Annotated in this window: 23 protein-coding genes, 12 tRNA genes and 1 rRNA gene; 1 reads left to right on the top strand and 35 read right to left on the bottom strand. The window is 40.8% G+C overall.

Going from position 1 to position 24,462, the window contains the following annotated elements; all coding sequences use genetic code 11:
- Nucleotide 1: 1 nt before the first annotated feature.
- The 4 genes from rsmA to KBU52_RS05570 all read right to left on the bottom strand — a co-directional run bounded on the left by rsmA (nt 2) and on the right by KBU52_RS05570 (nt 3,802).
- Nucleotides 2–874 (bottom strand): 16S rRNA (adenine(1518)-N(6)/adenine(1519)-N(6))-dimethyltransferase RsmA, encoded by an 873-nt coding sequence (rsmA, locus tag KBU52_RS05555; protein ID WP_254724587.1) that lies wholly within the window; start codon nt 872–874, stop codon nt 2–4.
- Between the two features lie 30 nt (nt 875–904).
- Entirely contained in the window at nt 905–2,332 is a 1,428-nt protein-coding gene (locus tag KBU52_RS05560; RefSeq protein ID WP_223333808.1) for an SseB family protein, read from the bottom strand.
- A 133-nt stretch (nt 2,333–2,465) separates the two neighbouring features.
- Nucleotides 2,466–3,029: a ribonuclease M5 gene (gene rnmV / locus KBU52_RS05565; protein ID WP_254724588.1), complete on the bottom strand. Its 564-nt coding sequence runs from the start codon at nt 3,027–3,029 to the stop codon at nt 2,466–2,468.
- The gene (locus KBU52_RS05570) at nt 3,026–3,802 is read right to left on the bottom strand and encodes a TatD family hydrolase (RefSeq protein ID WP_254724589.1); all 777 of its coding nucleotides are present in this window, start codon (nt 3,800–3,802) and stop codon (nt 3,026–3,028) included. Before KBU52_RS05570 ends, rnmV begins: the two co-directional genes overlap by 4 nt.
- 154 nt (nt 3,803–3,956) lie before the next feature.
- Here KBU52_RS05570 and KBU52_RS05575 point away from each other — a divergent pair, with 154 nt between their 5' ends.
- The gene (locus KBU52_RS05575; protein ID WP_223333814.1) at nt 3,957–5,801 is read left to right on the top strand and encodes an APC family permease; all 1,845 of its coding nucleotides are present in this window, start codon (nt 3,957–3,959) and stop codon (nt 5,799–5,801) included.
- A gap of 182 nt (nt 5,802–5,983) precedes the next feature.
- On the opposite strand, the gene rpmH is transcribed toward KBU52_RS05575, so the two are convergent.
- From rpmH to rrf, 31 genes are all read right to left on the bottom strand, one after another.
- Nucleotides 5,984–6,118, bottom strand: a complete 135-nt coding sequence (rpmH, locus tag KBU52_RS05580) for a 50S ribosomal protein L34 (protein WP_000831905.1) — start codon at nt 6,116–6,118, stop codon at nt 5,984–5,986.
- Nucleotides 6,119–6,262: 144 nt separating this feature from the next.
- Nucleotides 6,263–7,477 (bottom strand): pyridoxal phosphate-dependent aminotransferase, encoded by a 1,215-nt coding sequence (locus KBU52_RS05585; RefSeq protein WP_004251584.1) that lies wholly within the window; start codon nt 7,475–7,477, stop codon nt 6,263–6,265.
- A 471-nt stretch (nt 7,478–7,948) separates the two neighbouring features.
- A complete protein-coding gene (gltX, locus tag KBU52_RS05590) occupies nt 7,949–9,409 on the bottom strand; it encodes a glutamate--tRNA ligase (protein ID WP_254724590.1) in 1,461 nt (486 codons plus the stop codon).
- A 129-nt stretch (nt 9,410–9,538) separates the two neighbouring features.
- Nucleotides 9,539–10,888, bottom strand: coding sequence for a glucose-6-phosphate isomerase (locus KBU52_RS05595; RefSeq protein WP_006155638.1), 1,350 nt, complete (start codon nt 10,886–10,888; stop codon nt 9,539–9,541).
- A 168-nt stretch (nt 10,889–11,056) separates the two neighbouring features.
- Nucleotides 11,057–11,746: a gamma-glutamyl-gamma-aminobutyrate hydrolase family protein gene (locus KBU52_RS05600; protein ID WP_004251575.1), complete on the bottom strand. Its 690-nt coding sequence runs from the start codon at nt 11,744–11,746 to the stop codon at nt 11,057–11,059.
- Between the two features lie 205 nt (nt 11,747–11,951).
- Entirely contained in the window at nt 11,952–13,718 is a 1,767-nt protein-coding gene (locus KBU52_RS05605) for an ABC transporter ATP-binding protein (RefSeq protein ID WP_254724591.1), read from the bottom strand.
- 1 nt (nt 13,719) lies between these two features.
- Nucleotides 13,720–15,426: an ABC transporter ATP-binding protein gene (locus KBU52_RS05610; protein WP_254724592.1), complete on the bottom strand. Its 1,707-nt coding sequence runs from the start codon at nt 15,424–15,426 to the stop codon at nt 13,720–13,722.
- A gap of 188 nt (nt 15,427–15,614) precedes the next feature.
- Nucleotides 15,615–16,316, bottom strand: a complete 702-nt coding sequence (locus tag KBU52_RS05615; protein WP_074324295.1) for a histidine phosphatase family protein — start codon at nt 16,314–16,316, stop codon at nt 15,615–15,617.
- Nucleotides 16,317–16,374: 58 nt separating this feature from the next.
- A complete protein-coding gene (comGG, locus tag KBU52_RS05620) occupies nt 16,375–16,812 on the bottom strand; it encodes a competence type IV pilus minor pilin ComGG (RefSeq protein WP_254724593.1) in 438 nt (145 codons plus the stop codon).
- A complete protein-coding gene (gene comGF / locus KBU52_RS05625) occupies nt 16,790–17,251 on the bottom strand; it encodes a competence type IV pilus minor pilin ComGF (RefSeq protein WP_254724594.1) in 462 nt (153 codons plus the stop codon). Before comGF ends, comGG begins: the two co-directional genes overlap by 23 nt.
- Nucleotides 17,214–17,516, bottom strand: a complete 303-nt coding sequence (gene comGE / locus KBU52_RS05630; RefSeq protein WP_049529718.1) for a competence type IV pilus minor pilin ComGE — start codon at nt 17,514–17,516, stop codon at nt 17,214–17,216. The genes comGF and comGE overlap by 38 nt, the downstream gene beginning before the upstream one ends.
- Nucleotides 17,479–17,913, bottom strand: a complete 435-nt coding sequence (gene comGD / locus KBU52_RS05635) for a competence type IV pilus minor pilin ComGD (RefSeq protein ID WP_254724595.1) — start codon at nt 17,911–17,913, stop codon at nt 17,479–17,481. Before comGD ends, comGE begins: the two co-directional genes overlap by 38 nt.
- Nucleotides 17,876–18,199 (bottom strand): competence type IV pilus major pilin ComGC, encoded by a 324-nt coding sequence (gene comGC / locus KBU52_RS05640; protein WP_254724596.1) that lies wholly within the window; start codon nt 18,197–18,199, stop codon nt 17,876–17,878. Before comGC ends, comGD begins: the two co-directional genes overlap by 38 nt.
- Complete coding sequence (comGB, locus tag KBU52_RS05645) at nt 18,200–19,243, bottom strand: competence type IV pilus assembly protein ComGB (RefSeq protein ID WP_254724597.1); 1,044 nt, start codon at nt 19,241–19,243, stop codon at nt 18,200–18,202.
- Nucleotides 19,164–20,105 carry a competence type IV pilus ATPase ComGA gene (comGA, locus tag KBU52_RS05650; RefSeq protein ID WP_070676995.1) on the bottom strand — a complete coding sequence of 314 codons (942 nt, stop codon included), beginning with the start codon at nt 20,103–20,105 and terminating at the stop codon, nt 19,164–19,166. Before comGA ends, comGB begins: the two co-directional genes overlap by 80 nt.
- 53 nt (nt 20,106–20,158) lie before the next feature.
- Nucleotides 20,159–20,536: a DUF1033 family protein gene (locus KBU52_RS05655; protein WP_036752150.1), complete on the bottom strand. Its 378-nt coding sequence runs from the start codon at nt 20,534–20,536 to the stop codon at nt 20,159–20,161.
- A 136-nt stretch (nt 20,537–20,672) separates the two neighbouring features.
- Complete coding sequence (locus tag KBU52_RS05660) at nt 20,673–21,731, bottom strand: zinc-dependent alcohol dehydrogenase family protein (RefSeq protein WP_004251543.1); 1,059 nt, start codon at nt 21,729–21,731, stop codon at nt 20,673–20,675.
- Between the two features lie 140 nt (nt 21,732–21,871).
- Entirely contained in the window at nt 21,872–23,023 is a 1,152-nt protein-coding gene (nagA, locus tag KBU52_RS05665; RefSeq protein ID WP_036752146.1) for an N-acetylglucosamine-6-phosphate deacetylase, read from the bottom strand.
- A 269-nt stretch (nt 23,024–23,292) separates the two neighbouring features.
- A tRNA-Leu gene (locus tag KBU52_RS05670) sits at nt 23,293–23,376 on the bottom strand.
- 9 nt (nt 23,377–23,385) lie between these two features.
- Nucleotides 23,386–23,457: transfer RNA gene (locus KBU52_RS05675), tRNA-Gln, on the bottom strand.
- A 13-nt stretch (nt 23,458–23,470) separates the two neighbouring features.
- Nucleotides 23,471–23,543, bottom strand: a tRNA-His gene (locus KBU52_RS05680).
- A gap of 12 nt (nt 23,544–23,555) precedes the next feature.
- A tRNA-Trp gene (locus KBU52_RS05685) sits at nt 23,556–23,626 on the bottom strand.
- Nucleotides 23,627–23,632: 6 nt separating this feature from the next.
- A tRNA-Tyr gene (locus KBU52_RS05690) sits at nt 23,633–23,713 on the bottom strand.
- Nucleotides 23,714–23,728: 15 nt separating this feature from the next.
- Nucleotides 23,729–23,801: transfer RNA gene (locus KBU52_RS05695), tRNA-Phe, on the bottom strand.
- Nucleotides 23,802–23,806: 5 nt separating this feature from the next.
- A tRNA-Met gene (locus tag KBU52_RS05700) sits at nt 23,807–23,880 on the bottom strand.
- Nucleotides 23,881–23,894: 14 nt separating this feature from the next.
- Nucleotides 23,895–23,984 (bottom strand) — tRNA-Ser (locus KBU52_RS05705).
- 7 nt (nt 23,985–23,991) lie between these two features.
- Nucleotides 23,992–24,063, bottom strand: a tRNA-Glu gene (locus KBU52_RS05710).
- Between the two features lie 13 nt (nt 24,064–24,076).
- Nucleotides 24,077–24,150, bottom strand: a tRNA-Ile gene (locus KBU52_RS05715).
- A gap of 33 nt (nt 24,151–24,183) precedes the next feature.
- Nucleotides 24,184–24,254: transfer RNA gene (locus KBU52_RS05720), tRNA-Gly, on the bottom strand.
- 5 nt (nt 24,255–24,259) lie between these two features.
- Nucleotides 24,260–24,332 (bottom strand) — tRNA-Val (locus KBU52_RS05725).
- Nucleotides 24,333–24,336: 4 nt separating this feature from the next.
- Nucleotides 24,337–24,452: ribosomal RNA gene (gene rrf, locus KBU52_RS05730) — 5S ribosomal RNA — on the bottom strand.
- Between the last annotated feature and the right edge of the window lie 10 nt (nt 24,453–24,462).

A 24,462-nucleotide genomic window follows, 5' to 3' on the forward strand; every position in this document is an offset into this window, starting at 1 on the left:
CTTAGAGCCCTTGTCCTTTAAGCGCATCTGCTAGACTGGCAAATTCTTCTAAGCCCAGAGCTTCACCACGTACACTCGGTGACAAGCCCGCTTGATCTAAAGCCTTTGTCAGTTTGTCCTTGATCTCCTCAGTTTTCCCAAAGTAACCTGTCAAGTTGTTCCACAAGGTCTTGCGACGATGGGTGAAACTAGCCTTGGAAACCTTAAAGAAGAAGTTCTCGTCTTCAACTGCTACAGCTGGTTCTGGACGGCGCACCATTTTCAGGATAGCCGAGTCCACGTTGGGCGCTGGCACAAATACTGTACGAGGCACGATAAAGGCAACCTTGGCCGTCATATAATACTGAACTGCAATTGACAAGCTACCGTAAGCCTTGGTATTTGGCTTAGCAGAGATACGATCTGCCACTTCTTTTTGCATCATGACCACAAACTCACTAAAAGAAATGCCACTCTCGATCAAGTGCATGAGAATAGGCGTCGTGATATAGTAAGGCAAGTTGGCTACTACCTTAATAGGCAGGTCAGGGTTTTTAAAATTCTGGATATGTTGCGGTAGATCGACTTTTAGAATGTCCTCGTTGACTACGGTCACATTGTCAAAATCACGCAGGGTATCTGCTAGAATTGGTACCAAGCGGTTATCAATCTCAAAGGCCATAACTTCAGCCGCACGCTCAGCCAAAAATTCCGTCAAAGCACCAATTCCTGGACCAATTTCAATAACATTGACCTGATCATCAATCTCAGCCGTATCCACGATTTTTTGAAGGATATTGGTATCGGTCAAGAAATTTTGCCCGAAGGATTTTTTAAAGGTAAAACCGTGACGCTCCAGCACTGCCTTGGTCACGCTATAATCTGCAATTCTCATTTATTCTCTTTTCTAATATTGAAAGGTTTTCTAATCTTGAGCTCTTCCTTCTTGTTCCTCACTAAGTTTTTGCATGTCTCTAAAAGCTGTTAGGCTAACATAGGCACCCGCTTCATAGTATTCCGTTGGGTTTATGGCATAGTCAAAACCTTCAATCATGCCTCCAGCTTCTTCAATCATCCCATTCCATTTTTCATCAAAAACCATTCTCAGACGTTTCCAATCTGTAAATACTGGAACAGAGTTTCGCCCATCTTTTCCTTCTCTAACGGGAATATTAAAGTTAGCGTCTTTTTCCAAAACAAAGGAATTTCCTTCTGAATTATCCTCTGGGAATCCTGATGTTGCATCTAATGGAAGCAAGAATTTTGCTTTAGGCATAGCCATAGAGAAGAACTTGTAGTAAAGCCCATAAACTAGTTCTTGCTCTTCTGTAGTCGGTTGGTCCATCTGTCCCATCAAGAGCATCCATCTTACCAGGTCAGGATTCATGACAGGAACTTGTATTTCTGGCAAATTAGAAAAATCTGGTTTTTGAACCAAGGCTGAGGCACTGATGCTGACTTCCTTGGAATTAAAGATTGCTCCCATGGCACCGTTTAAGTAAAATGCTGTCCCAAGGAAATTCTCAATCCCTTTTTTATCTTCCGTATTTTCAATCAATTTTACGACTGAGTTTGGTCGGCTGTCAATGGTTTCCTTGAATTGGCGATACCAAGATGGGGTCAACAGCATGATCATGGGATCAGTACACAGATAACCTTCCTTACCTCTGTCATAAGTAGTTGAAAAGAGGTAAGGTTCGCCCGTTTTTTCCGAATATACTGCATAAACAGAATCTGCTGCTAACAACTTGTCTTTGACGATTTCCGCGAGACGTTCCAACTTACGAGTGTTGGATTGATAGCTTTCTTCGCTTTCAGTTTCCTGATTTTGACGGCATTTCCATAAAAAGAGACGTAAAATCTCTACGCTGTCATCAAGGGTAGCTGCCAAATAGTCTTCATTTGTTAACTGACCCTCTTGGATGGCTACAAAAGCACGATAAAGAGCATCTGAATAGCTAGATAATTTTTGCTCTTCCTCAATACCTGAACTAAAGAGCACACTTCCTTTTTTCAGTTTATCCAAAGAAGGAATCCTATCAACCACTAGATGGGCAAGAACTTCATCCGTTAGACTATCTGCATCTTTGTTTTGACTGCTGAGTTTTTTAACCTCTACAGTACCAAGACTTTCCATTCCTTGGTCGGGATTGCAAAACTGCAACTGACTTCCAACCTTGATACTACCTTCTAGACTCCCAACAATCAATAATTGGTTCGTTTCCTTCATCGGGAACAAATCTAGAACACCCACGCAAGCATTGTCTTTCGCCTCTTCTGCTTCCTTATTGGATTCAGTTGTTTCAGTAGGCTTTGTTGCTTCTGTCTTTTTTAAAAAATCAAAGATTCCCATAACTTTTCCTCATCATCTCCACTTAGCACAATTTCTATGGAGTCACTTTTCTAATGCTTGCTACCAAGCCTGATTAAACCGTATATGCTTACTTCTATTGTATCACATTCCCTCCACATTTTGGGGGAGTTTCTCAATTCTCATATGATTTCATAGCTTCTTCAACTTCAGCTAGACTGATCCCAAATAACTCTAAACGTTTAAGGAGTTGTTTCCCATTGGAATAACCGATACGAAGGCTTTCTCCTAGATATTCTCTGCGTTTTCGGCTATCTGATCCGGCTAGAAAACCAAGGCGAATCAAGTCACTACGGCTAATATCAAAGTCGCTTTCTGCTTCAAACTGCTCAGTTACTTGTTCTAGTGCTGTCTTCAAGTCTTCATAGTTAGCATGCTCAATTCCTAGAGAACGTCCCTTGGTCTTAGATTTTGGCACTGCCTCATCACGTTTGAGAAAGGCGTGCTGAACTGTCGGAATGGCCGTCATAATCATCCGACGAATGCGTTCCCCGTTAAAATCGGGATCTGTAAAGACAATCACCCCATGACGCTCATGTAGACGTTGGATTCGTTCAAGGTCCTGTTCATTGATAGCCGAACCACGAGTCTCATAGGTCTCCACATCAAAATAACGTTTAAGATTGGCCGTATCATCGCGTCCTTCAACTACGATGACTTGGGAAATTTTCTCTTTCATGATTTACGTTCCAATCCAAAGATGCCTTCTGCATTGGTACTTGTCGCAGCTGCCAATTCTTCTGTCGTCATGCCACGCAAGTCGGCGATAAAGTCCACTACATAGCGCGTGTAAGCTGTCTTGTTTTCACGACCACGCTTGGGTACTGGGGCTAAATAAGGTGCATCCGTTTCTACCAAAATCTTATCCAAAGGCAACTCTTTGGCCGCTTCCTGAATATCTGTCGCCTTCTTGAAAGTCACCACTCCAGAAAAGGAAATTGTCATACCAAGCTCCACAAACTTCTCAGCCCACTCTAGAGAACCTGAGAAGGAGTGCATGATGCCGCCACGAGGACCAACTCCCTCGCTCTTGATAATCTCATAGGTGTCTTCTAGCGCATCACGGGTGTGAACCACAAAAGGTAAATCTAATTCCTTAGATAGCTGAATCTGACGACGGAAAACTTGTTCCTGCACTTCTTTAGATGCTGTCATCCAATGATAGTCCAAACCAATCTCACCCAAGGCAACAACTTTAGGATGTTTTAGTTTTTCTAGCAAGTAAGACTCCACTTCCTCTGTATAAGTCCCTGCCTCTGTCGGATGCCAGCCAATCGTCGCATAGAGTTGGTCATACTTATCTGCTAGTTCTATGGCCCGCTCAATAGTCGGTTTGTCAAAACCAACAATGTTCATCCGAGTTACGCCCATTTCAGCCGCTAAGGTAAGTTCTTCTTCTTCGCGTCCCAAAAATTCTTCCACATTCAAGTGGGTATGAGTATCAAAAATCATTTATATTCCCTCGTTTTTCTACCTTCTATTATACCAAAAAACTAGTCTCATCCTTATAGGAAAAAATATTTTGAAATCATTCATTTTTTCTTGACGACTTTTTTTCATAGCAGTATAATAACTCTTGTTGAATTTTTTCAGAAAAGGAAAGAAAATGTTTACAAAACTAAAATATACCTTTATTGGTCGTCCCCTTAAGTCCTTAACTGAAGGCGAGGGAGGACTACTTGGAAAAACGCAGGCACTCGCAATGCTATCAAGTGATGCCCTATCTTCTATCGCTTATGGACCTGAACAGGTCGTTCTCGTATTGGCTAGTCTTTCTCCGCTTGCTATCTGGTGGAGTCTCCCTATTGGCATTTTTGTCCTCTTACTATTAGCTAGCCTGACCATTTCTTATAGACAAATCATCCATGCCTACCCTCAAGGTGGAGGTGCCTATATGGTTACTCGAGAAAACCTCTCCCCTGAGTTAGGTTTGATTGCTGGGGGAAGTCTGCTTGTTGACTATATGCTAACAGTAGCCGTATCAGTGGCAGCAGGAGCTGATGCTATCACTGCTGCACTTCCTGCCCTCCATCCTTACAACCTCCACATCTCTATTTTTCTAGTATGTTTGCTCATGCTTTTAAATCTACGAGGCTTGAGGGAATCTGCTAGTTCTCTGATGATCCCCGTCTATCTCTTTATCTTTAGTACGGTCTTCCTCTTATTGTTTGGTATCTTCCAACTGTTGACAGGTTCTCTCAGTTATCATGCAACTTCTGCAATTGGTCAAACTGTCCCAAGTCTGTCAATTGTCCTAATTTTAAGAGCCTTTACCAGCGGTTCGGCTTCACTAACAGGGGTTGAAGCCATCTCAAATGCCGTTCCATTTTTCAAAACTCCCAAAGAGAAGAACGCTGCTCAGACACTGACCATCATGTCTCTGATTCTCGGATTTCTATTTGCAGGGATTACCTTCTTAAACTACTGGATGGGGATTACACCTCAACACGGAGAAACAATCCTCTCACAAATGGCTAAAGGGATTTTAGGGGATTCAGCTCTCGGTCAGATTGTCTATTATCTCTTCCAATTCTCAACTGCCCTAATTCTAGCCGTTGCTGCAAATACTGGTTTTTCTGCCTTTCCAATGTTGGCTTACAATATGGCTAAGAACAAGTACATGCCCCATCTCTTTATGGAAAAGGGAGACCGCCTGGGTTATTCAAACGGTATTTTAACCTTAGCTTTTGGTGCTATAATCCTTCTGCTTATTTTCAACGGAAATACAGAACGCTTGATTCCTCTCTACACTATCGGAGTTTTTGTTCCTTTTGCCCTTTCTCAAACAGGCATGATTCGCCACTGGAAAAAAGAAAAAGGCTCTCATTTCTTAAAATCTGCCTTTGCAAATATCCTCGGTGCCATCATTTGTTACGCCATCGTCCTTATTCTACTCCTCTTCAGGCTTGGAGATATCTGGCCATTCTTCCCAATTATCCTGGTCCTAACCTTCCTCTTTTTGTCCATCCACAGTCATTACCAAAAAGTGGCCAAACAACTTCGACTTTACGAAGGAATTCAAAAGAAAACCTACGACGGCAATGTCGTCCTTGTCTTAGTGGGAAATGTTACCCGAGTCAGTGTTGGAGCGATTAATTACGCTCAAAGCATCGGAGATGAAGTTTTGGCCATGCACATTTCCACCAAGGAAACTGAGGAAAAAGACCAAGAAATCCTCCAAGAATTTGCCGACTACTTCCCAAATATCACTCTAAAAAACATTAATACCAGCTATCGCGATATTATCACACCTACAGTTCGATATGTTCGAAAAATCTCTCAAGAAGCCAAGAACAAGAACTACACGGTTACAGTTCTAGTACCCCAATTTATCCCTAACAAACCTTGGCAAAATATCCTACACAATCAAATGAGCCTCAAATTAAAATATGCTCTCAGATGGCACGAAGATGTCGTCGTGGCTAGCTACTCTTATCATTTGAAAGAATAAAGAAAAGCTCAAAATCAGAGAAATTATCTTCTGATCTTGAGCTTTTTCTATATGTGATTTTTTCAAGACGTCTTCTAAAATGTCTATCCTCAATCAATAACTTTAGAAAATTCTATCTTTTAGATAAAAGAAAAATCAGTAGGCTCGAGTTCCTACTGACTTCTTTGTTTCATTTGTTTGGATTATGCAGCCAAAACTTTGCGTCCTTTACGACGACGAGCTGCCAATACGCGACGACCGTTTTTAGTTGACATACGGTTACGGAATCCGTGTTTGCGCGCACGACGAAGTTTACTTGGTTGATAAGTACGTTTCACGATGAATACCTCCTCATAGATTTTGTATTCGTTTAGCCGGCTATAAAGTGATCAGTTACTAAACATACTTTACTATTCTATCTGATTCTTACGTATTTGTCAATAGCTCTGACAAATGTTTCCAGCTTTTTTGCTATGAAAGCCTTATCTACGATACTGCTTCAAGAAGCGAGTCATCTTTTCCTGTATTTGGGCCAACTCATCGACACGTGGTAGATAAACGATACGGAAGTGATCTGGTTCTTTCCAGTTAAAACCACGTCCATGTACCAAAAGCACTTTTTCTTGTTTCAAGAAATTAAGGACAAATTGTTCATCGTCATCGATACGGTACATATTGCGGTCGATTTTAGGGAAGATATAAAGACCCGCTTTTGGCTTAACAGCTGATAAACCAGGGATATCTTGAATGGCATTATAAATAAAGTTTCTTTGTTCATAGATACGACCACCAGGAAGAAGCAACTCATCCACTGACTGGTGACCACCTAGTGAAGTTTGAACAACCTGTTGAGCAAGCACATTCGAACAAAGTCGCATGTTTGAGAGCATGTTGAGACCTTCAATGTAGCCCTTTACATGATGTTTAGGTCCAGACAAGACCATCCAACCAACACGGAAACCAGCGATACGGTGAGATTTAGACAGACCATTCATACTGACACAGAAAAGGTCTGGAGCCAAACTTGCGACTGGTGTGTGGACATTGCCATCCATAACCATACGGTCGTAGATTTCATCCGCAAAAATAATCAAGTCATTTTGACGAGCAATCTCGATGATATCTAGTAAGAGTTCTTTAGGATAGAGAGCCCCCGTTGGGTTATTCGGATTGATCAAAACAATAGCCTTGGTATTTGAACTAATCTTAGACTTAATGTCATCTAGGTCTGGATACCATTCCGCTTCTTCATCACAGACGTAGTGAACGGCATTTCCCCCAGCCAAGCTGACTGCCGCAGTCCAAAGTGGATAGTCAGGCATAGGAACCAAGACTTCATCGCCGTTATCCAAAAGCCCTTGCATAGACATAACGATTAGCTCACTAACCCCATTTCCAAGGTAGATATCATCAATATCCACATTGGGGAATTTCTTTAGTTGGCAATACTGCATGATGGCCTTACGAGCTGAAAAGATACCTTTTGAATCTGAATAGCCTTCACTATCACGGGCATTCATAATCAAGTCGTGGATAACCTCATCTGGAGCTGTAAAGCCAAACTCAGCTGGGTTCCCTGTATTCAAACGAAGAATTTTTTCTCCATTTGCGCGCATGCGCATAGCTTCTTCCAAAACTGGACCACGGATATCATAAGCCACATGCTCTAATTTTATTGATTTGTTAAATTCTTTCATTCGAGTTCCTCTATTCATCAGGATAGTTAATATTATACCACTCCAAAACGAAATCGTAAATTTCCCAGTACTATTCCACAAAAAAACCTTGCATAATGCAAGGTAACAGAGCAAAGTCGATTTCTTTCTATTTTTGGAGAAGAAAGAGTAGATATACTTCTCTAAAAAGATGGACAAATTGGACCAAAATCTTTGTAGAGAAACTCTGGTAATCGAAAACAAAGTCATTGTAAGGGATGGTAACTGCATGAACAAAAGAATTTCTACTTCTATTCAGCAAAACGCAAAGAAAAAATAAGTAGACTGACCAACATTAGGAATAATGTTAGACTAAGCCGAGTCTAGTTGTAAAAATACCATCTCATCAACTTATTTCCTTGCCCTGTCAATTCATATTATACACTAAAATCTTTGCATTTTCAAACAAGTATACATATAAAAAGAACTCAATATTTGAGCTCTTTTTGTATGCTATTTCGCAATTTCTGCCAACATTTTTTCGATGTGTTGGATGGATTTTTCACGTCCAAGCAAGTAGATGGTATCTGGCAATTCAGGACCATGCATTTCACCTGAAACGGCGATACGGATTGGCATGAAGAGATTTTTCCCTTTGATACCAGTTTCCTTTTGGACCGCTTTGATTTGTGGGAAGATATTTTCTACCACAAACTCATCGTCTGACATGGCTTCGAGTTTCGCTTTAAAGGCTTCAAGTACAGTCGGAACAGTTTCGCCAGCCATGACTTCTCGCTCAGCTTCTGTCAATTCTGGGAAGTCTGAGAAGAAGAGATCCGTCAATGGAACAATTTCGTCCACTGACTTCATTTGTGGTTTGTAGAGCTCCACCAATTTCTCAGCCTTGTCTGTCAAACGTCCTGCTTCTTCAAGGAATGGTTTTGCCATTTCAAAGATAGTCTCAAGATCCGCATTCTTAATGTACTCATTACTCATCCAGTCCATTTTCTTCTGGTCGAAAGCCGCTGGAGATTTGCTGAGGCGGTTTTCATCAAAGAGCTTGATGAGCTCTTGACGAGAGAAGATTTCGTCTTCTCCACCAGGATTCCATCCAAGAAGAGCGATGAAGTTAAAGACTGCTTCTGGAAGGTACCCTTTCTTACGGTAATCTTCGATAAATTGAAGGGTATTAGTATCACGTTTAGATAACTTCTTACCAGTTTCAGAGTTGATAATCAAGGTCATGTGACCAAACTCAGGTGCTTCCCATCCAAGCGCTTCATAGACCATGAGCTGTTTTGGTGTATTGGCAATGTGGTCATCTCCACGGATAACGTGAGAAATTTGCATGTCGTGGTCATCAATGACAACGGCAAAATTGTAAGTTGGGTAACCATCTTTCTTTTGGATAACCCAGTCCCCACCGATATTGCCACCTTCAAATTCGATATCACCTTTGACCATATCATGCCACTTGTAAATACCAGACTCATTGACAGCCAAACGAACCGTTGGGATGATGCCTGCCGCTTCACGTTCTGCGATATAAGCTGCTTTTTCTTCTTCGCTCATACCAAGGTATTCGTTGATGTAGCGAGGTGTTTCACCGGCTGCTTCTTGGCGTTCACGTTCTGCTGCCAATTCTTCTTCTGTAACGTAAGATTTGTAGGCTTTTCCTTCAGCTAAGAGTTGGTCGATATATTTTTGATACAAGTCCAAGCGCTCAGACTGGCGGTAGTTTTCATGAGTTTCTGGACTTTCATCCCAATCCATACCCAACCAACGAAGGTTTTCAAGCTGTGAACGTTCTCCATCTTCGACATGACGTTTGCGGTCAGTATCTTCGATACGGATGATAAAAGTTCCACCATGGTGGCGTGCATACAAATAGTTAAACAATGCTGTACGGGCATTACCGATGTGTAATAGTCCTGTTGGACTTGGTGCATAACGCACACGAATATCTTTTGACATATCTTCTCCTATAAAGTCTCTAGGCGTCTGCCTTTTTGCTCTCTATATTATATCACAAGTCTTGCCAGAGTCCAATTTCTCTTTTCAAGAAATAGCAAAAAGAGTGGATTTACCACTCTTTTTAGTCAATTATAGACGAGCATTAAGTTCTTTGCTCAATTCTTCAAATCCTGGTTTACCAAGAAGGGCAAACATGTTGCGTTTGTATGCTTCAACACCTGGTTGGTCAAATGGGTTGATGGCATTCAAGTAACCTGAAAGGGCGATAGCCAATTCGAAGAAGTAGATAGTGTATCCAAGAGTGAAGGCATCTTGCTCAGGAAGAGTTACGTACATGTTTGGCACGTCACCATCAGTGTGGGCAAGAAGAACACCGTCAGTTGCTTTTTTGTTAACGAAGTCAACGTCTTTTCCTTGAAGGTAACCAAGTCCGTCAAGATCTTCTTCCAAAGTAGGGATGATCACGTTCTTACGAGGTTTGTCAACGCGGACAACTGTTTCAAACATGATACGAGTTCCTTCTTGGATAAATTGACCCAATGAGTGCAAGTCTGTTGAGAAGTTAGCTGAAGTTGGGTAAATTCCTTTTTGGTCTTTTCCTTCTGACTCACCAGCTAATTGTTTCCACCATTCTGAGAAGTATTGAAGGGATGGCTCGTAGTTTACCAAGATTTCAGTTGCATAACCTTTACGGTAAAGGATGTTACGAACAGCTGCATATTGGTAAGCTTCGTTTTCAGAGATTTTATCTGAAGTATAGTCTTTACGAGCTGCGTTAGCACCTTCCATAAGGGCTTTGATGTCTGCACCTGACGCAGCGATTGGAAGCAATCCAACTGCTGTCAATACTGAGAAGCGTCCACCGATATCATCTGGAACAACAAATGTTTCCCAACCGTTAGCATCTGCTTCAACCTTAACAGCACCTTTTTGGCGGTCAGTTGTTGCGTAGATACGTTTGTTAGCTTCTTCTTGTCCGTATTTCTTAACCAAAAGTTCTTTGAAGACACGGAAAGCGATCGCTGGTTCAGTTGTTGTACCTGATTTAGAAATCACGTTCACTGAGAAATCTTTATCTGAAACGTACTCTACCAAGTCTGCAAGGTAAGTAGATGAGATTGAGTTTCCAGCGTAAAGGATTTGTGGTGCTTTACGTTCTTCTTTTGTTTGCAAGTTTGCAAAGTGGTGGTTCAAGAAGTCAATGGCAGCTTTTGCCCCAAGGTATGATCCACCGATACCGATAACCACCAAAACATCGCTGTCTGATTTGATTTGTTCAGCAGCTTTCAAGATGCGATCAAATTCTTCGCGGTCATAGTTTTCAGGAAGGTCCAACCAACCCAAGAAGTCGCTCCCAGCACCAGTTCCTTTACGGATCAATTCGTCTGCTGCTGTAACTTGTGCTTGCATGTATTCCACTTCATGTGGTGCAACAAATTTGTCTAATACTTTTGAATAATCAAATTTAATATGTGACATAGTATTCCTCCAAAATTTCTTCTTTTCTATCATAACGCTTACTAACAATTTTTTCAAGTTTTTATACTAAAAATTTCCAATTTTTATCACAATTCAAACGTTTGCGTAAAACACGATTCTATAAAGATTCGTAAATAATGAATAAAAAAACGACTAAGATTCTAGCCGTTATAATTCATTCAATAAATACTCAAATAATTCTAAGTTGCCATCTTCTTCATTGACCAAGAATTCTGGATGCCACTGGAGACCAATAATACGGTGTTCGTCGATAGATTCGATTGCTTCAACAGTTTGATCACGTGGATCCACAGCCGTCACACGGAAATTGGGTGCCAGATCTTTAATGCTCTGACGATGCACTGAATTAACCTGACTTTCTTTACCAAATAATTTAGACACTACACTGCCATCCACTGTCTCAATAGAATGTGAAGTCCCAAAAGGTAGACCTTGCCAATGACCTTCAATATCCTGATTGAGTGTCCCACCAAAGGCAACGTTGACAAGCTGAACGCCACGGCAAATGGCTAAAATTGGTTTATTCTGACGCAAGGCTTCTTGTAGAAGAGCTAGCTCAAACTCGTCGCGAGTTAGGTTATAGTCGTCGCTATCAATTGTTTTTTCCTCACCATAAAACTGAGGATGAACATTTTGTCCCCCAGTCAAGATAAGCTTATCAATCATTTCTACATAGTCATGGACCACAGATTCATCACCAACTGGGATGACTAAAGGAAGTCCGCCAACCTGACGAATACTCTCAGCAAATTTACAAGAGACTGATGAATGAATATTTTTTCCTTCTGCGTCCACAGGACATAGATTTGCTGCAACTCCAACAACTGTTCTTGCCATCACTGATTTCCTTTCCTCTTCTATTGATAATCTTATCTTATCATCCTTGCCCACTCCTGTCTAATATGTATTTTTTAAGTCCGTGATAAATTTTTTTTATCAGAAAAAGTTGCCCAAAATTAGGACAACTTTTTTGCTTATACTCAATGAATATCAAAGAGCAAACTAGGATGCTGACGTGGTTTGAAGAGATTTTCGAAGAGTATTATTCAAAGACAAATTGATTGTGATAAAGTTCGGAGTAAAAACCTCCAAGCTTGAGCAATTCGTGATGATTTCCTTGTTCGATAACCTCACCATCCTTAAGAACAATAATCTGATCTGCATTGAGAATAGTTTTCAAGCGATGGGCAATCACAAAACTAGTTCTTCCTGCTACAATTGCCTCCATGGCATTTTGAATCTTGCTCTCTGTTACAGTATCCACGTTTGATGTTGCCTCATCCAAAATTAAGACCTGAGGATCTGTCATCAAGGTACGAGCAATAGAAATCAACTGTTTCTGACCGGTTGAGAATACGCTCTGATCATCATTAATCAGAGTATCGTACTTATCTGGTAGACTTTCGATGTAGTCATGGATGTGTGTAGCCTTAGCAGCTGCTTCTACCATCTCTTGACTAGCATCAGGGACACCAAAGCGAATATTGTCTCGGATGGTTCCGCTAAATAAAACTGAATCCTGCAAGACAATTCCCACCTTGCTTCGCAAGCTATCCAAATCAAACTCGCGAATATCTGTTCCATCAAAGCTGATACTACCTGCATCCACATCATAAAAACGATTGATCAAGTTCATGATGGTTGTTTTTCCTGACCCTGTTGGACCAACAACCGCAATCATTTTCCCTTTTTGAGCTGAAATGCTAACATCTTTCAAAATGGGTTTTCCTGGCAGGTAGGAGAAGTCCACGTTACGAATCTCCACACCTTCTTTTAATTCGTTAACGACTGGAGCATCTTGAGGACGAATTTCTTCTTCTGCATCAAACATTTCTTGGATACGTTCTGCACCTGTAAAGGCCAGTTGCAAACTTCCCCAGCTCGCTGCCAATTGGATAATGGGTTGGTAATATTGCTGAGAAAACTGGGTAAACATGACAATCAAACCCAGAGCAGTTGCTGTTTCGATGTTCTGATCATTCAGTAAGACAGCTGAACCGACAAAAATAACAATAGCTGTATTGACCAAGCTCATTCCGTTCATGACAGGAAAGAGAATTCCTGAAAACATTCTTCCCTTAAAGGTTGCTTTTCGAACACGCTCGTTTTGCTCGACAAAACCAGCGATTACATCTTCTTGAATGCCTTGAACAATAACGGCTTTCTGACCCGAAATACTCTCATCCATATAAGCATTGAGCTTCCCAACTTCCTTTTGTTGGAGGTTGGTGTATTTTCTTGCCAATTTCAAAATGACGATCAACATGATGACAGCTATTGGAGTGCTAGCAATCGTAATCAAAGCCAAGGTCACATTTTTTGCGAACATGACAATCAGCAAGCCAATATAAAGGGCAATATTGGTCATCACAGACACCAGACTTTCGTTAAAAGCCTGTAGGATGTTATCCAAATCACTGGTAAAACGTGACAGGATATCACCATCTTGATGGCGGTCAAAGAAGGAAACAGTCAAGCGAGAAAGCTTGCCAAAAAGTCCCTTACGCATCTCATTTGTCGATTCGGCAATAATACGGCTCATCAAAACCATATAGATAAGACTCGACACCACGAGCACAATCAAAATATAAGCAAGATTCATCAAGAGTCCTAATAGACTTTGCCAAACCATATCAGGATTTCCATTTTGATAAGCTATAACTAAGTTAGCCAGTTCCGTGACTGTTTGACCTGCAAATACTGGAAAGAGGGCTTGTGCAATCGTTGCAATGATAATCATAGCAATAACAACGACAAAGGATATCTTATAAACTTTAAAATAGTTCCAAAAGAATTCAAATGTCTTCATCCTACTCCTCCTTTCCTTTTTGCGTCTCGTAAATTTCACGATAAACTGGGTTTGATACAACCAAGTCAGTGTGTTTGCCTTGACCAATCAAGCGACCTTGGTCAAGCACTAAAATTTTATCAGCATGCACAACAGAGCTAATTTTTTGTGCGATGATAATCGTAGTCGTCCCCTTCAAATCCTTGTTGAGGGCTTCTTGAACCAAACGTTCCGATTTGGCATCAAGGGCAGAGGTTGAATCATCGAAAATCAAGATACGAGGATTGCTGACAATTCCACGCGCAATAGACATTCTTTGTTTTTGTCCACCAGAAAAGTTAGTCCCACGTTCCTCAACCGGACTCTCAAAGGCCAAGTCCATACGACTAATAAATTCACTGGCCTGGGCGATGCGAGCTGCGCGTTCCATTTCTGAAACTGTCGCATCTCCCTTACCTTGTCTGAGATTATCTGCGATAGTTCCACTAAAGAGAATGGCTTTTTGTAGGACGATAGAAACTGTCTTACGAAGCGTCCCTTCACTAACTGTCCGAATATCCTTTCCACCAATCTTGATCGAACCTTGCTGAGGATCAAATAATCGTGGAATCAACTGAGCCAAGGTTGATTTCCCTGCACCAGTTGCTCCGACAACCCCAACCATTTCACCAGCTGCGATATCGAAGGATACATCTTTTAGGATAGGTTCTTCATCATTTGGATAGGTAAAGGTAACATTTTCAAAACTGAGACTTCCTTCCAATTCTTCATCTTCCACATCATTGAAAGTCATAGCTGGTTCTGTATCAAGGATTTCACGAATACGACGAAGGGAAATCATAGCACGAGTGACTGAATTCCCCAAAAATCCAACCATGACGATGGTAAAGATAATCTGACTCAGGTAGTTTACAAAGGAAGCAATGGAACCAACTACTGATGGATCTGACTCTGCCATACCTGCTACAAGCCAGATTGAGAGAAAAACAGCCCCGTAAGAAATCAACATCATTGCAGGTTGCATAACAGAAAAGGCATAACCGATATAAAGGTTTTCTCCCAACAATTCATCTGACACCTGCGTAAATTTATCAAACTGATCTTTTTCTCGGACAAAAGACTTAACCACGCGCACACCACGCAAATTTTCTTTAGCAATGGCATTGATACGCTCTAGTAAGGTCTGGAATTTTGCAAAGCGCGGTCCCACAACTCCCATCATAAAACCCATTATGGCAACAATCAGAACGACCATGAGAACTAGCACCCACCACAGAGAAGGTAGGGTGACAACTGCTAGAATAAAGGAACCGATAAACAAAAGTGGTAGTCGAAAGAGAATTTGGAAGGTCATCATGACTACGTTCTGAATCTGGTTGATATCGTTGGTCATACGAACAACAAGGTTCCCTGCATTAAACTTCTCAATATTGGCGTATGAAAAAGTTTGAATCTTACGAAAGGCATCTTCACGTAAGTCAGACGAAACTCCTTGAGCAATGTAGGCAGCTAACACAACATTAATGCCACCTGCAATCAAACCAATCAAGGCAACAAGGATTAACCAAAAACCAATATGATAAATAGCTTCATTATCACCCGTTAGCAGTGCCTCTAAAACTTCCTGTAGATAACGTGGTTGCAAGAGTGAACTCGTTACCATTAGACCTGTCATAATCAAGGAAGCCAGGACCTGCCATTTATAGGCTTTTATTTTCTGAAACAGCATATTTCCCCCTTATAAGATAGACAAAAGGGGACGACAGTTCTGTCAGTCCCTTCTTATGCTTTCATGTTGATACTATTCTAACAAAAAAGAATGCTATTGTCAAATCACTCAGCTCTCTCAAGCTTGTGAATCACGACATCAGCATTCTATCAATCCTTTAAAAATTCTTCTAAATTTAGTGCTGAATTTTATTGTTCTGAACTATCTTGCTCGTCTAGCTTAACTCGTCCAATTTCACGGTAGCTACAGTCCCCAACAATCTTTACTGAAAACTGACCATCTTCGTACTCTAGAATCGTCACACTTCCGTTATCAAGACCATGTGGATGCATGCCGTTAATGAGGTAAACAATAGTTCCAATTGTCATTCCATGGCTGACTACCAGGGCATTTCCTCCACCATTGGCTTCCATTTCCTTGGCAATGGCTTCAAAGCCTTCCCAGATACGACCACTTAGCTTTTCCCATCCTTCAGCCCAACCTGCTGTGTCTACTTCTACCAGACCTTCAGCCAGCTCAGCATAGGACAAACGATGCACATGATCGACATTAAAGATACGAGGAATAATCCCCATAAATAAGTCCCCATCATAAGCACCATCAAAGCTACCAAAGCACCATTCACGGATTCGCTTATCCATACGATAAGGAATTTGCCCTGTTAAACCTAGTTCCTCAAGGATAATTCCCATAGTCTGGATGGTACGTCCTGAGTCACTCGAGTAAGCACGCTCAAACTTTAAGCCTGACTCACGCAAACCAATTCCCAGTTCGTGAATGCCTCGCTCACCTTCAGCTGTTAAAGGAGTATCACTCCAGCCTTGAGCACGCCCAATCGTATTAAACATTGTTTTCCCATGACGCACTAGATACAATTTTACACTTGCCATTTTTGGTCCTCCATATGTATCTATTATAGCATGATTTCATGTAAAAACCTCGTACTAACTACTCTGTGCCCTTCTTTGAAGGTGCTAATTTGGAAGACCTAGCAGTCTCTTTTTTGATCCCTTCTTCTGTTTTCTCCTCATTTCCTTCTTTGGGCTTGTCTTCTGTTTTCTCAGACTTTTGACCGGTCCTTTTTAAAGGAGAAAAGTGAAATTCAAACTGATTTTTTCCTGTGTCAATAGTCGTTGTGAAGAATTTTTCGTCATTTCGATAAGTTGACTTCCCTACATTAAATGACTGCTCTCCATTTTCAGAAGTAGCTTTTTCATAGGTTCTCTTAGCCATAGCAAATGCAAGAAGTTTTTCTTTATTTAAGGCATAATCCTGATGATGTGCTAGTTGCCGATTTAGATAAAACTGCAACAAAAGACTAAAAATTCCAGCAATAGTGACAGCGTATAGGAGAACTCCTGCTCTAACTTTTTTCTTTTTCAACACGATAGATAAATTCCCTCTCTAGTCCCTTTTCAAACTGAAAGTGAAAGTGCAACTCCTGCCCTTTTTCTTGAATTCGAGCTGATTTTAGGCCGTAGACCATGGGTTGATAACCACGTCCACTAGCATCTGTTTTCCGGAAATCATTTGACTTTGATTTACCCATGGAAATGGGTTTGCCTTCCTGTTTGAGGTAAAGCCTATCATTCTCCACTTTTTCAAATTGGGCTCGATTCAGCTCTGCTTCCAGCTGATCCACAAATAAGAGCCATTCTTTTTGCTCACTTTTCTGCTGGTAGCGAACTTCTGAAACCAAGAGTTGGCTCATAGATTGAAAAAGAAGCAAACTCCCACTAATCACAATAAGAGCAACCAGGGATTCTAAAAGAGTAAACGCTCTGACTCTACTTATCTTGAATCGCCAGTAATTTTTCAGTTCCATGATACACCTCCAAACCTCGCTCATTCGAGACAACATGAACCGTAAGGCCATTGACAGTCAATTGCTTTTGTCCAGTCTGCAAAGCCATACGAGCCACACGCAAAACTTCTTCCTGTTCTAAGAGTCTTGCTTCCTGTCGTCTACTTTCTTGAATCTGCCCTAACAAGAGGGTTGCAATACTGGCAAAAATAGCTAGTGAAATCACTGCCTCCAGTAAAATAACCGCCTTAATTTTTTGCTTCTTGAATACGTTTAATCTTTCCATTTCCTAGATATAGTTGGTAGCGAACTACTTCTTTCCTTGTTTGAAATCTCACACTTGCAAGAGACGAATTCCCTCCAGCCTTATCAAAGGTAATTGACTGATTAGACTGCAATTGAATGCCTTTAGGGATGGCTAATTTCTGATAGCCATTCCCAATACTTCTCTCTTCTAGCATTAAGATCATCTTTTGCTGACTAGCCAGACTTCGCTTCTGTGTTTCTCGATAAAGTTCCTCAAACTCCATAAAGAAAATTTGCTCTTCCACAGCTGCAAAAGTCGACTGAACTGAACTTGACAAACCCAAGGCTAACAGGCTGACTATTCCTAAGACCAATAAACTTTCTAGCATAGTAAAGGCCCTAATCTGCAACAGTTTGACTTGTATTTTGTTTTGCATGGTATTCTTTGTAGGCTTTTGCTTGCTCAGCAGTAATGCGTCCATCTGCCTGTAATTTGCTTAGACTAGCATCTTCATTTTTATCCAGACTATAGAGTTCTGCTTGGCTTTCTACCACCTTAACGACAGCTGCTTTCCCCTTATCATTGACTGCATCCTTTTGCTTGGTAAGATTTGGCACAAAAAGCAAGAGTAGGACGCTAATGATAAGCAACACCACCAACATTTCTACCAGTGTAAAAGCTTTTGCCTTCGTTTCTTTTAATTTCATCATCATTTTTTTCATCTAAAAATTTACCTCCATATTTTGATACATTGGCAGCAACATAGCTGCATACAATAAAACGATTAGCAGGGCTACAAAAATAAAGACCAGTGGTTGAACAAGGTTCATGGTCCGATTGACTCGGGTAAAGAAGGATTCCCAGGTTTTTTCCGCATATATTTCCAATTCGCTTCCCAACTTGGATTTAACCTCTCCATATTCAATGATTAATCCCAACTCCTTTCTAAAGAAGGGATAGTTCTGAACAACCTTAGAAAATTCATGCCCATTTTGCAAAGATTGATCTAAATCGTATCCAATTTCCTTAAAAAGAGGATCTCCTTGCTCCTGCATCATCTGGAAAATCTGTGCCAACTCTAAACCTTGTCCAATCATATTTCCCCATTCCCGAGCATAATAAGCAGTTAGATAGTACTGAACAAACACACCTAAAAAGGGGATTCTAGCCAGATAAGAAAAGACTTGTATCTTCTTAGATTTTCTGTAGAATATCAGTCCTGTTAAAGATGCAAGACTTAGTGCCAGAATAAGTCCGAGAAAAATCTGTGGCAGGTTACTAATCACTAAGGTAGCTATGTTACTACTATCCAGTTGGGGCAAGAGATAATTCCGCAATCCTAGCATAATTAACAGTAAAAAAGCTAGCAAAATAAGTGGGTAGGTCGCAACTTCAATTAACTTCTTCTTGACCTTAGCAAGATTATCCAAATATTCTTCAATTTTCCCCAAACTCAAATGGAGATTTCCATGAACTTCAGCCAATGAAAGCTGAGTGACAATCGCACTCGAAAAACCTAAATTCCCCATCATTTCCGAGAAAGATTTTCCTTTCGATAGTCCTAGGCGCATCTGCGAAACATATTCCTTCTCCAACAAAAGACTTCTATCAAGAAAGGAAATGATTTCTACCAAGTGAAAACCACTAGAAAACAAATTGTTAAAGAGAGTGATGATTTTCTTCTGCTTACTGGTAGCTAATTTTCTCCGTTTCAGCTTGAAGGGCAGTGATATGTCCGTCTTTAAGAAGCTGATCAATTTGCTCATTCCACTTTTCTGCCTGGTGTTCTGAATAATTTTGGTTTGCAAAATCAATAATTCCTCCTCCCCCGATTAGTCTCTGGTAGCAAACACCTTGTAAAACAACTGCGAGTTCATCTTCACTAACACCAAGTTCTAAAAGACGCTCATAGACCCCACGAATACTCTTTGCATGTATGGTCGAAAACACTGTAGCTCCCGTTAAGCTCGCTCTTACAACAGCACGGGCTGTTTCGCTATCCCGGATTTCTCCAATGATTAAAAGATCTGGTCGGTGTCGCAAAGAAAGTTTTATCAAGTTTTCATAACTCAATCCAATAGCTTCATTGAGTTGTAATTGCAGCATCTCTTCTTGCTTAATCTCGACTGGATCCTCAATGGACATGACTTGTTGTCCCTTAAACAATGACTTAGCTAATTCATGCATTAAGGTAGTTTTGCCACTTCCTACAGGTCCTGCAAATAGATAAAGGCCGCGTTGCCTAAAGCCCTTTTCTAGTTCCTTAAGGTCTTGAAACCAGAAGCGCAACTCTTGTTCTTCATCGTGCAAAAGGCGAATAACTAAACTCTCATGACCACGATAATCTCCTACCGTCGATAAGCGGAGTGAAGAAACCTTGCCATCATGCTGATAATCACAGGACCCAAGCTGACTACGACGCTTTTCTCCAACATTCATCCCCGCAATAAATTTAAAATGACTAATCACTGCGCCCAACTTTTCAAAGTCATAGCTATTAATCAAACGCCTTTCATCACCTATTCGCATATGCAACTCATAACCCTTGTCCTTGGGAATAAAATAGATATCCTGAGCTCCATCCTTTTTTGCGAGACTAATCAATTCTTGTGCAAGTGCTTGTACCATATTCCCTCCTCAGTTAATTATTCGAAGAAAATACAAAAAAAAGAACAACTTTATTAAAAAGTTGTTCCATCTTTTTTGATGCGACACGTCCGGTGGATTTCTAAACCAGTTTGTTTTTCATAACCCGGTCTGAATTTTTCATCTGGTATAACTTGACCATCTTCCAGTAAAGCCAAGGAATGATATTGCTGCAGAAATTCATCACATTCCTCACACCAACGCTTATCCTCCGGATTCCAAAATATGGTCATTAAGTCTCCTCGACTTTTATATAGTGGAATTTTCTTTTCCAGTTCAAACCAGCAAGATTTATAATACTTCAAGGCATCATAGTAATTTTCAAATTTCTTACTACTAATGACGTCTTCTTCCCATCCTTCTATGAACCACCAAGGTTCAAAATCCCCGTACATTTCTATAACTCGATACATAGTTTCATTTCCTTTGTATCGTATATTATAGCGAAATTTTAAGAACAATGAAAGAAATTTGCTTGCTTTCACGAATTATCTAATATTTTCAAAAAATCCAGCTATTCTAAAAAGAATAACTGGATTCAAAATTCGATTAACCTTCTGAAATATCGTTTTCAATGATAACCTTAATCGCATGATGATCTGCAGCCTTACCAAATACTTCATAGGCCTTTTCAATTTCACTTAGTTTGAAGTAATGAGTTACCAATTTTTCTGGTTCAATTTTATGACTTTCTAAAGCTTTCAAAAGCTGAGGAGTTGTGTTGGTAGAAACCAAACCGGTAGTTACGTTAATGTTACGAATCCATAGAGTATCCAAATCAAACTGAACTGGCTTACCATGCACACCACAGTTGGCTACTGTTCCATCTACACCGATAATCTTTTGGCAGAGATCAAACGTTTCAGGAATACCAACAGCTTCTATAGCAACATCCACACCTCTACCATCTGTTAAATCATAAATTTCTTGAATTGCTTTTTCAGGGTCTGAAGAATTAATCTTATGAGTAGCACCGAAAGAAACTGCAGTATCCAAACGGTTATCGTCTAGGTCTACCATGATCAATTTAGCAGGTGAATAGAATTGAGCAGTCAATAGAGCTGCTAAGCCAACTGGACCTGAACCAACGATAGCCACACTACAACCAGGCTCTACTTTCCCTTTTAAGACACCAATTTCATAACCAGTTGGTAGGATATCAGATAACATAACCAAGGCTTCATCAGACAAATCAGCTGGAGTGTGGTAGAGAGTATTATCAGCATGAGGAACACGAAGATATTCTGCTTGCATACCGTCGATCAAATGTCCAAAAATCCAACCGCCTTCGTCTTCACAGTGGGCATAGATTCCCTTTTTACAGTAGTAGCATTTACCACAGGCACAAACACAAGAAATCAAAACTTTATCGCCTTTTTTGAAGTTTGAAACGCCTGCTCCAACTTCCTCTACAATACCAATTCCCTCATGTCCAAGGATAGTTCCACTCTTACAAGCAGGAACATCCCCTTTAATGATATGTAGGTCAGTACCACAAATAGTAGTCTTAACGATACGCACAATAGCATCTGTTGGCTTGCGAATAACTGGTTTGTCAACATCAACAAATGAAGCAAGTCCTGGTTTAACATAAGTATAGGCTTTCATAAAGCTTACCTCCGTTTTTTTATTTGTATTGTTTATATCATAATTGTAAGCCTTTTCATAAATAAAATCAAGTAATATGTGAAGAAATTAACAAACTGAACTAAAAAAAGTAGAAACTAAACTAGTTTCTACTTTAGAGATTATGCTTGATAACGTTTTTCACCATCAATGTAAGTTGCTACCAATTCCAAATCCTTATCAAGAACGATAAAGTCAGCATCGTAGCCTTCACGGATTTGTCCGCAAACATCATCAATATGAACTGATTTTGCTGGGTTGAGACTGGCCATCATAACTGCTTCATGTGGATTTGCAATGCCCCATTCAACAACATTTTTCAAACCATCTTTAAGTTTGAGAATAGAACCTGCCAAGTTCCCAGTAGATTTGAGACGAGCAGTACCATTTGCAACCACAACTGGGAATTCTCCTAGCATATAGTCCCCATCTTGCAAACCACCCGCTGTCATACAGTCAGTGATAAGAGCAATATTTTCAGTACCTTTTTGTTTAAGTAGGATGTCACAAGCCTTAGGATCAACGTGATGCCCGTCGCAAATCAATTCAGCATAAGTATGTGGCAATTCATACATAGCACCAACCATACCAAGCTCACGGTGAGTTAACCCACGCATACCATTATAAGCATGAACCCAAACACTTGCACCAGCGTCAACAGCCTTCTTAGCCTGATCAAAAGTTGCATTTGAGTGACCTAAAGCAACAGTCACTCCTTCACCAGTAACCGTACGTACAAAGTCCTCAACACCTTCACGTTCAGGTGCAAGGGCAATTTTATTTAGAAGACCATTAGCAGCCTTCTGCCAAGCACGAAATTCATCCATGCGAGGATCTTTCATGTAAGCAGGGTTTTGAGCTCCTTTAAATTCCTCAGTAAAGTATGGACCTTCAAAGTAAATCCCACGAATTTTAGCACCAGAAGCCTCTTGATAACGCGCACCAATATTTTCAGTAACAGCTAATAATTGTTCGTATGATGATGTTAGAGTAGTTGGTAGGAAACTAGTAACACCTGTGCTAAGAAGACCCTCACTCATTGTATGAAGAGTACCTTCGATGTTATTATCCATAACATCAACCCCACCAAATCCGTGAATATGTGTATCAACAAGACCAGGAGCAATACTATAACCAGTATAGTCAATAATTTCTGCGTCCTCAGACACTTGATCCACATGCTTACCAAATTTACCATCAACTAGTTCTAGAAAACCGCCACGGCGAACACCATGAGGATAGAAAAATTGATCCGCTTTAATATATTTAGGCATAATGATAACCTCCGTAATTCATTTTTCTAATATTTATTATGTCAATTACATTATAAACCTTTCTGTGTAATTTGTAAATGGTATAGACCTATTATAGTTAAATTTATAAAGAAATAAACTAAGATTTAGTAAATATATAGTAAAGAAATATTGAACATTGAGGTTTAAAATAAAACTTAGAAAAAAATAAGTAATTTTAAGTAACTGCGAGAGAAAAAAATGAAAGAAAAATAAAAAAACAAGGTCCGAAAACCTTGTCTTTATTACTATACCGGCGGCCGGGGTCGAACCGGCACGTCCTTGCGGACACTGGATTTTGAGTCCAGCGCGTCTGCCAATTCCGCCACGCCGGCAAATAGTAACTGGGGTAGCTGGATTCGAACCAACGCATGAGGGAGTCAAAGTCCCTTGCCTTACCGCTTGGCTATACCCCAATAATATAAAATAGGCGAGTGAGGGGAATCGAACCCCCGAATGTCAGAGCCACAATCTGATGTGTTAACCACTTCACCACACCCGCCATAACGTTTAACACGGGCAGTAGGAATTGAACCCACACTGAAGGTTTTGGAGACCTTAGTTCTACCTTTAAACTATGCCCGTATAAGATGGAAGGGGAGGGATTCGAACCCCCGAACCCGAAGGAGCGGATTTACAGTCCGCCGCGTTTAGCCTCTTCGCTACCCTTCCGTATAATATAAGAAATGGCGCGAGACGGAATCGAACCGCCGACACATGGAGCTTCAATCCATTGCTCTACCAACTGAGCTACCGAGCCAAATATTGCGGGAGCAGGATTTGAACCTACGACCTTCGGGTTATGAGCCCGACGAGCTACCGAGCTGCTCCATCCCGCGTTAATAATAAATAAAGGAGGATGTGGGATTCGAACCCACGCACGCTTTTACACGCCTGACGGTTTTCAAGACCGTTCCCTTCAGCCGGACTTGGGTAATCCTCCAAAAAAATAGTCCGTACGGGATTCGAACCCGTGTTACCGCCGTGAAAAGGCGGTGTCTTAACCCCTTGACCAACGGACCATATTTATAAAAATGGGCACGAGTGGACTCGAACCACCGACCTCACGCTTATCAGGCGTGCGCTCTAACCACCTGAGCTACGCGCCCAAGTTAAAAACTTGGTAATTGAACAAAGTTCAAAGCGGGTGACGAGAATCGAACTCGCGACAACAGCTTGGAAGGCTGTAGTTTTACCACTAAACTACACCCGCTTATATGGGAGTTAACGGGATCGAACCGCTGACCCTCTGCTTGTAAGGCAGATGCTCTCCCAGCTGAGCTAAACTCCCTCGAGCTAAGCGACTTCCATATCTCACAGGGGGCAACCCCCAACTACTTCCGGCGTTCTAGGGCTTAACTTCTGTGTTCGGCATGGGTACAGGTGTATCTCCTAGGCTATCGTCACTTAACTCTGAGTAA

Source organism: Streptococcus sp. 9.1(2021) (assembly GCF_030466425.1).
In the GTDB taxonomy this organism is placed as follows: Bacteria; Bacillota; Bacilli; order Lactobacillales; family Streptococcaceae; genus Streptococcus; species Streptococcus wuxiensis.

Bases quoted from the DNA above. Each gene is read 5' to 3' on its own strand.
- comGB (WP_254724597.1), bottom strand. From the start codon at position 19,243: ATGAGCAAATTGATCAGCTTCTTAAAGACGGACATATCACTGCCCTTC.
- KBU52_RS05560 (WP_223333808.1), bottom strand. From the start codon at position 2,332: ATGGGAATCTTTGATTTTTTAAAAAAGACAGAAGCAACAAAGCCTACT.
- comGC (WP_254724596.1), bottom strand. From the start codon at position 18,199: ATGAAAAAAATGATGATGAAATTAAAAGAAACGAAGGCAAAAGCTTTT.
- KBU52_RS05615 (WP_074324295.1), bottom strand. From the start codon at position 16,316: ATGGCAAGTGTAAAATTGTATCTAGTGCGTCATGGGAAAACAATGTTT.
- KBU52_RS05585 (WP_004251584.1), bottom strand. From the start codon at position 7,477: ATGAAAGAATTTAACAAATCAATAAAATTAGAGCATGTGGCTTATGAT.
- KBU52_RS05655 (WP_036752150.1), bottom strand. From the start codon at position 20,536: ATGTATCGAGTTATAGAAATGTACGGGGATTTTGAACCTTGGTGGTTC.
- rsmA (WP_254724587.1), bottom strand. From the start codon at position 874: ATGAGAATTGCAGATTATAGCGTGACCAAGGCAGTGCTGGAGCGTCAC.
- KBU52_RS05570 (WP_254724589.1), bottom strand. From the start codon at position 3,802: ATGATTTTTGATACTCATACCCACTTGAATGTGGAAGAATTTTTGGGA.
- rnmV (WP_254724588.1), bottom strand. From the start codon at position 3,029: ATGAAAGAGAAAATTTCCCAAGTCATCGTAGTTGAAGGACGCGATGAT.
- comGF (WP_254724594.1), bottom strand. From the start codon at position 17,251: ATGGAACTGAAAAATTACTGGCGATTCAAGATAAGTAGAGTCAGAGCG.
- nagA (WP_036752146.1), bottom strand. From the start codon at position 23,023: ATGCCTAAATATATTAAAGCGGATCAATTTTTCTATCCTCATGGTGTT.
- KBU52_RS05660 (WP_004251543.1), bottom strand. From the start codon at position 21,731: ATGAAAGCCTATACTTATGTTAAACCAGGACTTGCTTCATTTGTTGAT.
- comGD (WP_254724595.1), bottom strand. From the start codon at position 17,913: ATGCAAAACAAAATACAAGTCAAACTGTTGCAGATTAGGGCCTTTACT.
- KBU52_RS05605 (WP_254724591.1), bottom strand. From the start codon at position 13,718: ATGAAGACATTTGAATTCTTTTGGAACTATTTTAAAGTTTATAAGATA.
- KBU52_RS05575 (WP_223333814.1), top strand. From the start codon at position 3,957: ATGTTTACAAAACTAAAATATACCTTTATTGGTCGTCCCCTTAAGTCC.
- gltX (WP_254724590.1), bottom strand. From the start codon at position 9,409: ATGTCAAAAGATATTCGTGTGCGTTATGCACCAAGTCCAACAGGACTA.
- KBU52_RS05610 (WP_254724592.1), bottom strand. From the start codon at position 15,426: ATGCTGTTTCAGAAAATAAAAGCCTATAAATGGCAGGTCCTGGCTTCC.
- KBU52_RS05600 (WP_004251575.1), bottom strand. From the start codon at position 11,746: ATGGCAAGAACAGTTGTTGGAGTTGCAGCAAATCTATGTCCTGTGGAC.
- comGE (WP_049529718.1), bottom strand. From the start codon at position 17,516: ATGGAAAGATTAAACGTATTCAAGAAGCAAAAAATTAAGGCGGTTATT.
- KBU52_RS05595 (WP_006155638.1), bottom strand. From the start codon at position 10,888: ATGTCACATATTAAATTTGATTATTCAAAAGTATTAGACAAATTTGTT.
- comGA (WP_070676995.1), bottom strand. From the start codon at position 20,105: ATGGTACAAGCACTTGCACAAGAATTGATTAGTCTCGCAAAAAAGGAT.